The organism is Pedococcus cremeus (assembly GCF_900111375.1).
In the GTDB taxonomy this organism is placed as follows: Bacteria; Actinomycetota; Actinomycetes; order Actinomycetales; family Dermatophilaceae; genus Pedococcus_A; species Pedococcus_A cremeus.
In genome coordinates this window covers 324418-337633 of record NZ_FOHB01000005.1, presented here as the reverse complement: position 1 = coordinate 337633, position 13216 = coordinate 324418, and the positions used below count along the sequence as shown (strand labels likewise).

General features: G+C 71.0%; 11 protein-coding genes. All 11 read left to right on the top strand.

Going from position 1 to position 13216, the window contains the following annotated elements; translation table 11 throughout:
• Positions 1-336: 336 nt before the first annotated feature.
• The 11 genes from BMW78_RS12360 (at position 337) to BMW78_RS12310 (ending at position 13192) form a co-directional block, all read left to right on the top strand.
• Positions 337-1425 carry a sugar ABC transporter substrate-binding protein gene (locus BMW78_RS12360; RefSeq protein WP_177180373.1) on the top strand — a complete coding sequence of 363 codons (1089 nt, stop codon included), beginning with the start codon at positions 337-339 and terminating at the stop codon, positions 1423-1425.
• Between the two features lie 168 nt (positions 1426-1593).
• Positions 1594-2412, top strand: a complete 819-nt coding sequence (locus BMW78_RS12355; RefSeq protein WP_091759961.1) for an ATP-binding cassette domain-containing protein — start codon at positions 1594-1596, stop codon at positions 2410-2412.
• A 3-nt stretch (positions 2413-2415) separates the two neighbouring features.
• Complete coding sequence (locus BMW78_RS12350) at positions 2416-3669, top strand: sugar ABC transporter permease (protein WP_091759956.1); 1254 nt, start codon at positions 2416-2418, stop codon at positions 3667-3669.
• A 278-nt stretch (positions 3670-3947) separates the two neighbouring features.
• Positions 3948-5501 (top strand): ABC transporter substrate-binding protein, encoded by a 1554-nt coding sequence (locus tag BMW78_RS12345; protein ID WP_245735820.1) that lies wholly within the window; start codon positions 3948-3950, stop codon positions 5499-5501.
• A gap of 78 nt (positions 5502-5579) precedes the next feature.
• Complete coding sequence (locus BMW78_RS12340; protein ID WP_091759953.1) at positions 5580-6557, top strand: ABC transporter permease; 978 nt, start codon at positions 5580-5582, stop codon at positions 6555-6557.
• Positions 6554-7438 carry an ABC transporter permease gene (locus BMW78_RS12335; RefSeq protein WP_218144338.1) on the top strand — a complete coding sequence of 295 codons (885 nt, stop codon included), beginning with the start codon at positions 6554-6556 and terminating at the stop codon, positions 7436-7438. Before BMW78_RS12340 ends, BMW78_RS12335 begins: the two co-directional genes overlap by 4 nt.
• The gene (locus BMW78_RS12330; protein WP_218144337.1) at positions 7438-8640 is read left to right on the top strand and encodes an anhydro-N-acetylmuramic acid kinase; all 1203 of its coding nucleotides are present in this window, start codon (positions 7438-7440) and stop codon (positions 8638-8640) included. The genes BMW78_RS12335 and BMW78_RS12330 overlap by 1 nt, the downstream gene beginning before the upstream one ends.
• A complete protein-coding gene (locus BMW78_RS12325; RefSeq protein WP_091759950.1) occupies positions 8637-9833 on the top strand; it encodes a serine hydrolase domain-containing protein in 1197 nt (398 codons plus the stop codon). Before BMW78_RS12330 ends, BMW78_RS12325 begins: the two co-directional genes overlap by 4 nt.
• On the top strand, positions 9830-11482 hold the full coding sequence (locus BMW78_RS12320; RefSeq protein ID WP_091759946.1) for a dipeptide ABC transporter ATP-binding protein: 1653 nt from the start codon (positions 9830-9832) through the stop codon (positions 11480-11482). The genes BMW78_RS12325 and BMW78_RS12320 overlap by 4 nt, the downstream gene beginning before the upstream one ends.
• Positions 11479-12252 carry a type 1 glutamine amidotransferase gene (locus tag BMW78_RS12315; RefSeq protein WP_091759942.1) on the top strand — a complete coding sequence of 258 codons (774 nt, stop codon included), beginning with the start codon at positions 11479-11481 and terminating at the stop codon, positions 12250-12252. Before BMW78_RS12320 ends, BMW78_RS12315 begins: the two co-directional genes overlap by 4 nt.
• 34 nt (positions 12253-12286) lie before the next feature.
• Complete coding sequence (locus BMW78_RS12310) at positions 12287-13192, top strand: SGNH/GDSL hydrolase family protein (RefSeq protein ID WP_091759939.1); 906 nt, start codon at positions 12287-12289, stop codon at positions 13190-13192.
• Positions 13193-13216: the final 24 nt, after the last annotated feature.

Below are 13216 nucleotides of genomic sequence, written 5' to 3'. Positions count from 1 at the left end.
GGGTGAGGCAGGCCCAACGCCGCAGGTGAACCGGTTTCCACTGAGGCCGAAGGTCCCTGTCCTCGGAGCCGACGGGGTGGTCAAGTGTTGCTGGATGTCACGCAGCATCTCGGTTGCCACAGGGGGAGATCGAGGCGTGGCTGGTCCCAAGCCGCGGGGGTTGGGCCCGGGGCGGGTAGGAACCCGAAAGAAGGTCTTCTCATGGCAGTGGCACGAAGGTTCGTCGCGCCCGCAAGCATCGTGCTCGTTGCGGGCCTTGCTGTGGCGGCGTGCGGAACCCCATCCTCAACGACAAAGGGAACGTCGTCGTCCTCGTCCTCGTCGAGCTCGGCCTCCGTGCCGCAGATCAACGCGGCCGCCTTCACGTCCGACTTCTCCCCGATGAAGCAGCTGACGGGAGTCGCTTCCAAGGGCAAGGGAAAGATCGGCGTCCTGCTGCCTGACACCACCACGTCGACCCGCTACGTCCAGTACGACGCGCCCTACCTCGCCAAGGCGTTCCAGACGGCTGGCCTGACGTCTGACCAGTTCATGATCCAGAACGCGCACGGCAGCGCCTCGACCATGCAGACCCAGGCGGACGCGATGATCACCGGCGGCGCGACCGTGCTGCTGGTCGACCCGCTGGACCCGGGTTCGGGCGCGGCCATCGAGGCCAAGGCCCAGGCGGCCGGTGCCCAGGTCATCGACTACGACCGCCTGGTGACAGGTGGTCCGGCGAACCGCTACTACGTCAGCTTCAACAACGTGAAGGTCGGTGAGCTGATCGGCAAGGGCGAGGTCGACTGCATCTCGAAGTGGAACGTCGCGAAGCCGAACATCCTCATCATGAACGGCGACCCGACCGACAACAACGCGAAGCTCTTCGCGCAGGGCTACCACTCGGTTCTCGACCCCAAGTTCTCCGACGGCAGCTATGTCAAGGTCGCGGAGCCCGCTGGCACGTGGACGCCGTCGGTCGCTGCCACGACGTTCCAGCAGCAGTGGACCGCCCACAAGAACATCAACGCCGTGGTGACGCCGAACGACGACAACGCCAACGCCGTCATCGCCGTGCTGAAGTCGAACAAGGTGCCGGCGAAGAAGTTCCCGACCACGGGTCAGGACGCGTCGTTGCCGGGTCTGCAGAACATCCTCACCGGCTACCAGTGCGGCACCGTCTACAAGCCGATCTACCTCGAGGCCCAGGCCGCTGCGGCCCTGGCGCTGTTCCTGCGGGCAGGCGTCCAGCCACCGTTGACGCTCGTCAACGCCAAGACCCAGGACAGCAAGATCGGCAAGGCCATCGCGTCCGTCTACACCGTCCCGATCTGGGTCACTACGGAGAACATGAACAACACGGTCGTCAAGGACGGCGCGGTCACCAAGGACAAGCTGTGCGCGGGTGACGTGGCCAGCGCCTGCAAGGCCGCCGGGATCGGATAGCGGCTCGACCGGTCGTGGACGGACTGCGGCATGCAGCCCGTCCACGGCCGGACGTCACTCACGGATTTGTCACTCAGGGATTCGCAGTCGAGGCGCGTCGGTGGAGGCGCGTCAGGGGATGCATCGGTGGATGCGCCAGGCTGACTCGAGGAGGACGCCACGGACCAGGTGAGCCCGAACGCCGAGGGCAGATCGGCGACCGCCCCGTCGGACGAGGCCGGGGAGAATCCCCTGCTGCGGTTGCGGGGCATCAGCAAGAGCTTCGGCCCGGTTCGGGCCCTCACGGACGTCGACCTCGACATCCTCGCGGGAAAGGTCACGGCACTGGCCGGTGACAACGGCGCAGGGAAGTCGGTCCTCATCAAGTGCATCGCGGGCATCCACGCCCCGACGTCGGGCGAGATGTGGTGGGACGGCAGACACGTCCACATCGAGTCGCCGCGCGACGCCGCGGCGCTCGGCATCGAGACCGTCTACCAGGACCTCGCCCTGTGCGACAACCTCGACATCGTCGAGAACATGTTCCTGGGGCGCGAACGCACCCGGCGCGCGGCTCTCGACCAGGAGTCGATGGAGCACTCGGCGCTGGACACCCTCAAGAGCTTGGCCGTGACCAGCGTCAAGTCGATCCGGCAGCCGGTGGCCTCCCTGTCCGGCGGACAGCGTCAGTCGGTGGCGATCGCCAAGGCCGTGCTGTGGAACTCCAAGCTGGTGATCATGGACGAGCCGACCGCTGCTCTGGGGGTGGCCCAGACGGCCATGGTGCTCCAGCTCGTGCGCCGGCTCGCCGACCGAGGGGTCGCGGTGCTGATCGTGTCGCACAACATGAACGACGTGTTCGAGGTCGCCGACCGAATCGCCGTGCTGCACCTCGGCAGGATGGTCGCGGTCCGCCCGATCGAGGAGCTGGACCGCCAGATCGTGGTGGACCTGATGACGACCGGGCAGTCCACCCGTGTCGCCCAGCCGCGCCCGAGTCGGGAGTAGACGATGTCAAAGCTCGACGACGCTCCTCCCGTCCCGGAGGAAGCAAAGCCCGAACCGCCCGCGACCGCAGCGGGGTACCTGCGCACCTCCCTTGCCAGGGTCAAGGGGGGCGAGACCGGGGTGCTGCCCGTCATCGCCGGTCTGTTGCTGGTCTCGGTCCTGTTCCAGTCGCTCAACAGCAACTTCCTCACCGCCGGCAACCTGGTCAACCTGTTGGTGCAGGCGGCGGTGTTCAGCCTTCTCGCGATGGGGCAGGTCTTCGCCCTTCTCCTCGGCGAGATCGACCTGTCCATCGGCTTCGTGGCCGGGCTCAGCGCCGTCGTCATGGCGGAGCGCGTCCAGCCGAACGTGGGCTGGCCCTGGTGGCTGGCGATCCTCTCTGCGCTCGCGGTGTGCGCGGCCATCGGCGCCCTGCAGGGCAGCCTGATCACCCGCTTGGGCCTGCCGTCGTTCGTGGTGACCCTCGGCGGCCTGCTGTTCTGGCAGGGCGTCATGCTCGTGATCCTGGGCAGCGGGGGCTCGCTCCTCATCCAGGACGCCCAGATCAACGCCATCTCGAGCGGCAACCTGTCACGGCTCGCCGGCTGGGTGCTGATGCTGGTGGTCGTCGGTGTGTACGGCGTCTACACCTGGCGTGTCGACGCCCACCGACGCGAGGCCGGGCTGACCGCACCGCCGGCAGCGCTGACCCTCACCAAGATCGTGCTCGCCCTGCTCGGGGGCGCGGCGCTCGTCGTGCTGTGCAACGCCGACCGCGGCATCCTGCTCCCCGTCTACGGCGTCCCGTGGGTGGTCCTGCTGGTGTTCGCCGTGCTCGCGGCCTGGACGTTCCTGCTGGGACGCACCCGGTTCGGCCTCTACATCTACGCCATCGGCGGCAACGCGGAGGCTGCCCGGCGGGCAGGCGTCGGCCTGGCCCGGATCCGCACCTACGCGTTCATCCTCGCCTCGTTCACGGCGGGCATCGCCGGCGTCGCCTACGCCTCGCGCCTGAGGTCGATCTCGACGGCCATCGACGGTGGCACCCTGGTGCTGTATGCCGTCGCTGCAGCCGTGATCGGCGGTACCAGTCTCTTCGGCGGTCGGGGCAAGGCGATCCACGGCGTCCTCGGCGGGCTCGTCATCGCAGCGATCGACAACGGCATGGGGCTGTTGGGCTTCAGCGCCGCCAGCAAGTACATGGTCACCGCGGTGGTCCTGATCGTCGCCGTGACGATCGACGCCGTCGCCCGCCGCAACCGGCCCGCCGGCACGTAGAGCCAGACCAAGGAGGCGGCCGACCGCCGTCTGCTTGCCGGCGTCCGGTCGCCCGCGGGCACGAACGTGTCCCTCTCTCCTGCGCGCCGACCGGTGCGGCCGACCGATGACGGCTCCTACTAGCTGGCGACCGCTGCCGCGCTGAGGCACGTCACAATCTGGAAAATGTTCACGTACATGTACCCATATGCGGAACAAAGTGCCATATTGGGCCGCGACGTGCCCGCTGCGTCGGCCAGGCTCCTGCCTGGGCCGCCGCCTCCCCGCTAGGAGTCCTCATGCTGAACCTCCGTCCCGGCGCCGTGACGGTGCGCACCATGGTCGTCGGAGCCGCACTCGTCACCTCCCTCGCCGCGGCCGGCTGCTCGGGGGCCAGCAAGGCGTCCGGCGGCGCCTCGGAGGGTCCGCTGGTGTTCGGCATCAGCGCCGACCCGACCCAGACGCTGCCGTACCTGTCGACGTCGACGCAGTCGCTGCAGGTGCTCGGGCAGATCTACAGCACCCTGCTCAACACCGGCCCCGACCTGCAGCCCACGGCCGGGCTGGCCGACCTGCCGAAGATCTCGGGCGACGGACTGACCTACACCTTCACGCTGAAGAAGGACCTGAAGTTCGGAAACGGCTCCGCGCTGGACTCGACCGACGTCAAGCACACCTTCGACACGATCATGGACCCGGCGACGAAGGCCACGTCGGCCTCCTACTTCGGCTCGGTCAAGAGCGTTGCCGCGCCGGACCCCCAGACGGTCGTCGTCACGCTGAAGGCTCCCGACGCGTCCTTCGTCTCGGCGTTGTCGAACGTCAACACCTCGATCGTGCCCTCCGACGTGCCGGCCGAGAGCCTGACCACGAAGCCTGTCGGGTCGGGGCCGTACCTCTTCGAGAGCCGCACGCCCAACCAGTCGATCACCCTCAAGGCCAACCCGGGCTACTACCAGGGCAAGCCGGGCCTCCCGGGTGTGCAGTTCCGCATCATCGCCGACGAGAAGGCGATGGTCTCGGCCCTGCGCTCGGGCGCGGTCGACATGGCGGTGTTCGACAACTCCGTGACGGCGAAGACCGCCACCGCCTCGAACGTCAAGGTCGCCACGGTCGACCAGCTGAACTTCCACGTGCTCCAGCTGCGGGCCGACGCGCCGGTGCTGAAGGACGTCGAGGTCCGCCTGGCAATCTCCTGCGCCATCGACCGCAAGCAGGTGCTCGACACCGCGGCTCTCGGCGCGGGCAAGGTGACCGGGCCGATCACGTCACCGGCCTACCGCTCCGACCCTGACAGCCGCCCGTGCCCGCAGCGCGACGTGGCCAAGGCCCGCGAGCACCTCGCCAAGGCGGGGAAGTCGAGCGGGGTCAGCTTCACGATGATCACGTCCCAGGGGCTCTACTCCACGGCCGTGAACGAGGCACAGAACATCCAGGCCCAGCTCAAGGAGGTGGGCATCACGGTCAAGCTCGAGACCTTGGACTCCAACGCCTACGTGCAGCGCTGGCTGGCCGGTGACTTCGACGCCGCCATCGCGCTCAACGGCGGCAGCACCGACCCGAACACGATGTACGCCCGCTACTTCACCTCGACCGGCTCGTTCAACAAGGTGGCCGGCTACCGATCCGCGACGCTGGACAAGCTCTTCGCCGAGGGCAAGGCGACTACGGACACGGCCAAGCGCAAGGAGATCTACGCCAAGGTCTCACAGGAGCTCGAGGACAACGCCGCCTGGGTGTGGACCTACACCGGCAACCTCTACATCGCGACGAGCTCGGCGGTGAAGGGCTTCGAGCCGCGCACCAACGGAGACCTCAGCACCCTGTGGAAGGCGACCATGTCCGCCGCCTGACCGGCCGCCTCCTGACGACACGCCCCCGCCGGACGCGGCGCCCCGCCGCGTCCGGCCGTCTCCCCGGGACTGATCACCATGTCCGTGCTCCTCATGCTCACCCGCCACCCGGTACTGCGCCGCGTGCTCGAGGCGGCGCTCACCCTGCTCGGCGTCTCGGTGCTGACCTTCACCCTGCTGCGCGTGCTGCCCGGTGACCAGATCACCGCCAGCTACGGCATCGAGGCCGGCGCGCTGAGCCCTGAGCAACTGGCCGACCTGCGCGCCTACTACGGGCTCGACCAGCCGCTCGTGACGCAGTACGTCCACTGGCTCGGGGGCGTCGTCAGCGGCAACCTCGGGGTGTCCGCCACCTCGCGGCAGAGCGTGCTCGACATGACCGTAGCCGCCCTGCCGAACACCCTGGAGCTGGCGGTCCTCTCCATCGCCATCGGCCTCCTCCTGGGCGTGCCGGGAGGCCTCTTCGCCGCCAGTCGCCCCGGTGCGACCCGTGACAGCGGGTCGCAGGTGGCCAGCCTGCTGGCGCTGTCGCTGCCGACGTTCCTCGTCGCGACGGTCGTCTCGACGTGGCTGGCCAACACCTTCGGCTGGAACCCGAACGGCGAGGAGTTCGCCACCCTCGCCCAGGACCCTGCCCGCAACCTCCAGCAGATGCTCCTGCCGGCCCTGGTCCTCGGCGTCAGCATCGCCTCACCGGTGTTCCAGACCGCGCGCGCGTCGATCCTCGCCATCCGCGACGAGGACTACGTCCGCACCGCCCGGGCCAAGGGGGTCCCGTCCCGGCGCCTGCAGTACCGCCACGTGCTGCGCAACGCGCTCATCCCGATCGTGACGATCGGCGGACTGCAGTTCGGCTTCCTGCTCGGCGGGACCCTCGTGATCGAGCAGATCTTCTCCATCCCGGGCATCGGGCGACAGGTGCTGCTCGGCCTGAACCAGAAGGAGTATGCCGTGGTGCAGAGCACCGTCCTCGTCATCGCCGTGCTGTTCGTGGCGGTGAACCTGGCCACCGACCTCCTCTACCGGGTGGTCGACCCCAGGGTGCGTGCCGAGTGAGCGCCACGAGCACGGTCCCCGCCCGCGTGGTCCGTACCTCGCGTCGTTCGCAGCTGCTCGTCGCGCTCCGTGCGCCCTCGGCGGTCGTGGGTGTGGTGCTCACCGGCCTGGTCGTGCTCCTCGCCCTCGCCGGGCTGGTGGGCCTGACGCCCTACGACCCAGCGCGCCAAGACGTCGCAGCCGCCCTGCAGGGCCCCTCGGCCACCCACTGGTTCGGGACCGACCAGTTCGGGCGCGACCTGTTCTCGCGGGTCTGCGCGGGTCTGGCCAACTCGTTGCGCATCGCGGTCGTCTCCGTCGGTGTCGCAGGGGTCATCGGTGTTCTGCTCGGGGTGTTCGCCGGGTACTTCCAGGGCCTCCTCGACCGCGTCGTCGGCGTCGTCACGAACGTGCTCTTCGCCTTCCCCTCGCTGCTGCTCGCCCTCGCGCTCGCCGCGACGCTGGAGCGCAGCTGGGTGACGGTGAGCCTGGCCATCGCGACCGTGTACATGCCGATCTTCGCGCGGGTGGCCCGCGGGCCAGTGCTGAGCCTCCGCAGCGTCGACTACGTGACGGCCTCGACGGCGATCGGGCGGTCGCGGCTCTCGACCCTCTTCGCGCACGTGGTCCCGAACATGCGGGGCATCCTCGTCGTGCAGACCACGCTGTCGCTGTCGTGGGCGATCCTCACCGAGGCCTCGCTGAGCTTCCTCGGCTTCGGCACCCCGCCTCCGGCCGCGTCCCTTGGCGGCATGGTCTACGACTCCCAGACCCTCTCGACGGTGGCCCCGTGGATGCTCGCCTTCCCGGGGGCCGCGCTCGTCGTCTTCGTGGTCGGGCTCAACCTCGTCGGCGACAGCCTCCGTGCGGCCGTTGACCCCCGCTCTCGAGGTGCGCGCTGATGCGGGTCCTCGGCATGATCTCGGGCACGTCGCACGACGGCATCGACGTCGCGATCTGCGACTTCCAGTGGGACGGGCCGGGGCTCCGCGGGCGGGTCGAGCTCGTCGACTCGGTGCCCTACGACGACGCGCTGCGCGAGTCGCTCAGGACGGCCCTGCCACCGGCTGCCACGACCGTGGACGAGGTGACCCGGCTCGACACCCGCATCGGCCAGGCCTTCGCGGCCGCTGCCGAGGGCGCGCTGGCCGCCCACGCGGCCTCCGGCGGCGGCGCGGTCGACGCGGTGTGCTCGCACGGCCAGACCGTCTACCACTGGGTGGATGACGGTGCCGTGCTCGGGACGCTCCAGCTCGGGCAGCCGTCGTGGATCGCCGAACGCACGGGGCTGCCGGTCGTGGCCGACGTGCGCATCGCCGACATCGTCGCCGGTGGCCAGGGCGCGCCGCTGGTGCCGCTCCTCGACACCCTGGTGCTGGCGCCCTTCCCGGACGGAGAAGGGACGGCCGCAGCCCTGAACCTCGGTGGCATCTCCAACGTCACGGTGTGCGCGCCGGGCAGCGACCCTCTGGCGTGGGACATCGGCCCGGCCAACGCGCTCCTCGACGCCGTGCTGACGGCCAACGCGTCAACCCCGCTGACCTTCGACCGCGACGGCGAGGTCAGCGCGTCCGGAGCCGTGGTGCCCGACCTGCTCGAGGTGTTCCTCGCCGAGCCCTACTACGGCATCCCGGCCCCGAAGAGCACCGGCAAGGAGCTGTTCCACGCCCACTACGTCGACGACGTGCTCGCGTCGTGGGGCGGAACCGTCTCCCTCCCGGACCTCGTCGCGACCCTGGTGGGGCTCACCGCACGGACCGTCGCGGACGGCCTGCGCGAGGCCGGCGTGGCGCGGGTGTTCGCCTCGGGCGGAGGAGCGCGCAACCCCACGCTGATGCGGGCGCTCGCCGCCGCCGCCCCCGGCGTCCGGTTCGCCACCACGGCCGAGCTCGGCCTCGACCCCGACGCCAAGGAGGCGATCGCGTTCGCGCTCATCGGCTGGGCGACGATGCACGGCATACCGGGCAACGTCCCGAGCTGCACGGGAGCCGAGGGCCCGCGTGTCCTGGGGGCCGTGACGCCCGCCCCTGGTGGCGGCCTCCTTCCCGTGGCCGGCGGCACCCGGCCCTCGTGGCTGGTCCTCGAGAACGGTCTCCCGGCATGAGCCTCGACCTCAACCCGGTCGTCGAGGACCTGTTGTCGCTCGGGGGCGCCGGCACGCACCCGGCCGGCGCCGTGGTGGGCGTGGGGTGGGGCGGCGAGACCGTCGTGGCCTCCGGCGGGTATGCCGTGCTGGCCGGTTCGGACCGGGACGCGCGACCCATGACGCCCGACACGCGCCTTGACCTCGCGTCCGTCACCAAGGTCGCGTCGACCACGGCGCTGGCGATGCGTCTCGTCGCCAGCGATGACCTCGACCTCGACCGACCGGTCGCGGCATACCTGCCCCATCTCGACGGTGACCACGAGGCGGTGCGGGTTCGCCACCTGCTCGAGCACACGTCGGGCCTTCCACCCTGGCAGCCGCTCTACTGCCGCACGACCGACCGCGACGAGGCCCTGCGGCTCGCGTCGAGGGCTTCGCTGCAGTCCGAGCCCGGCGCTCGGTGGGTCTACTCCGACCTCGGGATGATCACGCTCGGCTCGGTCCTCGAGGCGGTCACCGGTCTGCGGCAGGACGCCGCCTTCGCCGCGCTGGTGGCGGGCCCCCTCGGCCTGCGCCGCACGGGGTACGGTCCGGTGCCGGCGGCGGAGGCAGCCGCGTCGGGCGACAGCGACGTCATCGAGCGCGACATGGTCGCCTCCTCCTCGCCGTACGCCGTCGAGGCCCGGGTCGACGACTTCGCAGGGTGGCGTCTCGAGCCCCCGACGGGGGTCGTCAACGACGGCAACGCCGCCCACGCGCTCGGCGGGGTCGCCGGTCACGCAGGGCTCTTCGCCACGGTGCCGGAGCTTGTCCGGCTCGGCCGGGCGCTGCTCGACACCACGCTCGTCCCGGCCGAGGTGGTCGAGACGTTCACCGCTCCGCTGGCCCTCGCGCCAGAGCGTGCCCTGGGGTTCCGTCTCGCCACCCTCGCCGTCGCCGGCGAGGAGGTGCCGCTGGTCGTGCACGGTGGCTTCACGGGCACCTACCTGGCGGTCGCGCTCGACCGCGACCTGGTCGTCGCGGTGGCCGCCACCCGCCTCCACGGCACCACAGGCACACCTGCCCGGCCCCTCGCACCGCGCGACTCGCTGGTCTCCACCGACCAGCTCGCGGCCACGGCACTCACCGGCGTCGCCCACGCCCTCGACCGAGCCCCTGAACGGGCCCTCGACCCAGCCCCCGCCGCCCGGACGCAGACAGGAGCACCATGACTACCACGACCGCGGTGCCGGCGACGAGCGCCAAGCAGATCGAGCCACTCCTGGCCGTCACGAACCTCTCGGTCACCTTCGAGACGCCGCACGGGACCGTGGAGGCCGTCCGTGACGTCACCCTCGAGATCTCCCGCGGCGAGACCGTCGCCGTGGTCGGCGAGTCAGGGTCGGGGAAGTCGACCCTGGCCGCCTCCATCAACGCCCTTCTGGCCTCGAACGGCCGGGTCAGCGGGGGGAGCATCCGCCTCGACGGTGCCGAGCTGACCGAGCTGGGCGAGAAGGCCATGACGGCCATCCGGGGCAATCGCATCGGCATGGTTCCCCAGGACCCGATGACCAACCTCAACCCGGTGATGAAGGTCGGCGCCCAGATCGTCGAGGCGCTCGAGGTGCACGGCCGGGCCTCCGGCCAGCAGGCTCGGGACCAGGCCGTCGCCCTCCTGGAGAAGGCTGGGATCGCTGACGCCGCCGCTCGCTCCAACCAGTACCCTCACGAGTTCTCCGGTGGGATGCGCCAGCGTGTGCTGATCGCGATGGCCCTCGCCTGTCGTCCGGAGCTGCTGATCGCCGACGAGCCGACCTCCGCGCTCGACGTCACCGTGCAGCGCCTGGTGCTCGACCAGATGGCAGAGCTCGCCGACGAGCTCGGCGCCGCGGTGCTGCTCATCACGCACGACCTGGCCCTGGCTGCCGAGCGAGCCGACCGGGTTGTCGTCATGTACCGCGGGGAGGTCGTCGAGCAGGGGCTCTCCGCCGAGGTCATCGAGGCACCCCAGCACGACTACACCCGCCGGCTCCTGGCAGCGGCACCGAGCATGGCAACCCCGAAGATCGCGACCTCGGTGACCGAGCCCGGCACCAGAGAGGTGCTGCTGTCGCTGCGTGGTGTCGAACGGCGCTACCGCCTCCGGGGCCGGCGCGAGCCGCTGGTCGCGGTGGGAGGGCTGGACCTCGAGGTCCGCAAGGGCCAGACCGTCGCCATCGTGGGGGAGTCGGGCTCCGGGAAGTCCACGACGGCCCGGCTTGCGCTCAGGCTGGAGGCCTGCGACGCGGGCGTGGCCACCTACCGCGGCACCGACCTCGCGACGCTGAAGCGCACGGGCCTGAAGGATTTCCGGCGCAGCGTCCAGCCGGTCTTCCAGAACCCCTACGCCTCGCTGGATCCGCGATACACGGTGGCCGAGGTGGTCGCAGAGCCGCTGCGCGTGCACCGGATCGGTGACACGCGCTCGCGCTCCGCCGCGGTCGCCCGCCTCCTCGACCAGGTCGCCCTGCCGGCCGCGCTGGCGGACCGCTACCCCCACGAGCTCTCGGGTGGTCAGCGGCAGCGCGTGGCCATCGCCCGCGCCCTCGCCCTCGAGCCCGAGCTGGTCGTCATGGACGAGGCCGTGAGCGCGCTGGACGTGCTGGTGCAGGAACAGGTCCTCGACCTCATGGTGCAGCTGCAGCGCGATCTCGACCTCGCCTACCTGTTCATCAGCCACGACCTGGCCGTCGTGCGCCTCGTCGCCCACGAGGTCTACGTCATGCAGCACGGCAGGGTGGTCGAGTCAGGCGACCCCGAGGAGATCTTCGGCAACCCGCGGGAGGAGTACACCAAGCGCCTGGTGGCGGCCATCCCAGGTCGACGCGAGGCCCTCCGGTGAGCGACGGTCGCCGTGCGCTCCTCGTCGCCGTCCGCAACAGCCCCGGGAGCCCCCTGGGCCGCCTCACCGGCTGGTTCGAGAGCGACGGCCTCGAGGTCAGGGAGGTGCCCGGTGAGGCGCTGGGCGACGCCGCGGTCGACGCGGTGGTCGGACGAGCGGACGGTGTCGTGCTCCTCGGCGGTGGCCTCATGCCCGACGACGACGGCGCCGCGCCCTGGCTCCCGCGCGAGCGTGAGCTCGCGGCGGGGGCCCTCGCGCGCGGCATACCTCTGCTCGGCATCTGCCTGGGTGCGCAGCTGCTCGCCCACGTGGCAGGGGGTCGGGTGGTGCGCAGCCACGGCGTGCCGGAGCGAGGCTCGTGCCGCGTCTCGCCGACCACGGAGGCGGCTGCCGACCCGCTCTTCGCCGGCCTCCGCGAGGACTTCCCCGTCATCCAGAACCACGCCGACCAGGTGGTCGAGCTCCCGCCCGGCGCCGTGCTTCTCGCGACCTCGCCGGTATGCCGCGTGCAGGCGTTCCGCGTCGGTGCGACCGCGTGGGGAGTCCAGTTCCACCCGGAGGCGGGGGCGTCGCGCCTCGGCTCCTGGGACGCGGCGGCGCTTTCGCAGGAGGGGCTCGACCTTGCCGCGCTCAGGCGTGAGGCCGAACGGGTCCAGCCGAGGGCGACCGAGGTGGCGCGGCTCCTCGCCGGGCGCTTCGCCGAGCAGGTGCGCGGCCCCGCTGACAGGGCGTCCCGCCCCAGGCGGCGCTCAGGGCGCCCGGAACGCTGAGAATGTCCACAGAATTGGGACCTAGCCTGCTTGGGTGCGCGTCACGCCCCTGCGAATGATGGCCGCAGCCAGCGTGCTGCTTGCCCTCCTGGTCGCCGTCGGCGCGGTGGTGGGGACCAGCCGCACCACCCAGCGGGTCCGTGCGGCACCCACCGCGCCCGCCAGCCCTTCCGGCAGCGCCAGCACCCCGCTGCCCGCCACCACCTCCCTGCCCGCCACCACCCCCGCGCCCGACACCACCTCTGTGCCCGCCACCACGTCTCCGAGCTCTGCACCCCAGCCCGGTCTCGTGGTGGGGCTCGGCGACTCCGTCACCTCGGGTGCGGCGTGCAACTGCACGCCGTTCGTGCAGACGTATGCCGCCGCGCTGGCCCGGCGTGACGGCGCGCCCGTGCGTGCGGTGAACCTCGGTCACGGAGGCGACACCACGGTGGAGCTCCTTGCGCTGCTGAAGGGCGACGCGGCGGCCCGCCGGGCTCTCGCCCAGGCGTCGGTCGTCGTGGTCACCATCGGCGCCAACGACCTGGTCCCCCTCATCGCCAGGTGGACGGCGGGTGGGTGCGACGACGCCTGCGTCCAACCCGCCGTCGTCACCATGGGAAACGGCCTCGCCGCCGCGCTCCAAGAGATCCGGTCCCAGGCGCCCCACGCGCGTTTGCTGGTGACCGACTACTGGAACGTGTTCGAGGACGGGGAGGTCGCCGACGCCAAGCGGGGACCCGGATTCGCCACCTGGAGCGACGAGGTGACCGGTTCCGCGAACATGACGATCTGTGCCCGGGCTGCGGCCGTGGGTGCCAGCTGTGTCGACCTCTACGAGCCGTTCGAGGGCGAGGACGGCACGCGCAACCCCTCGGCGCTCCTCGCCGACGACGGCGACCACCCCAACGCCGCCGGGCACGCCCTCATCGCCGCCACGCTGCTGCACGCCACGCCGTGACCGCCGGTGCCGGTACGCCGCCCC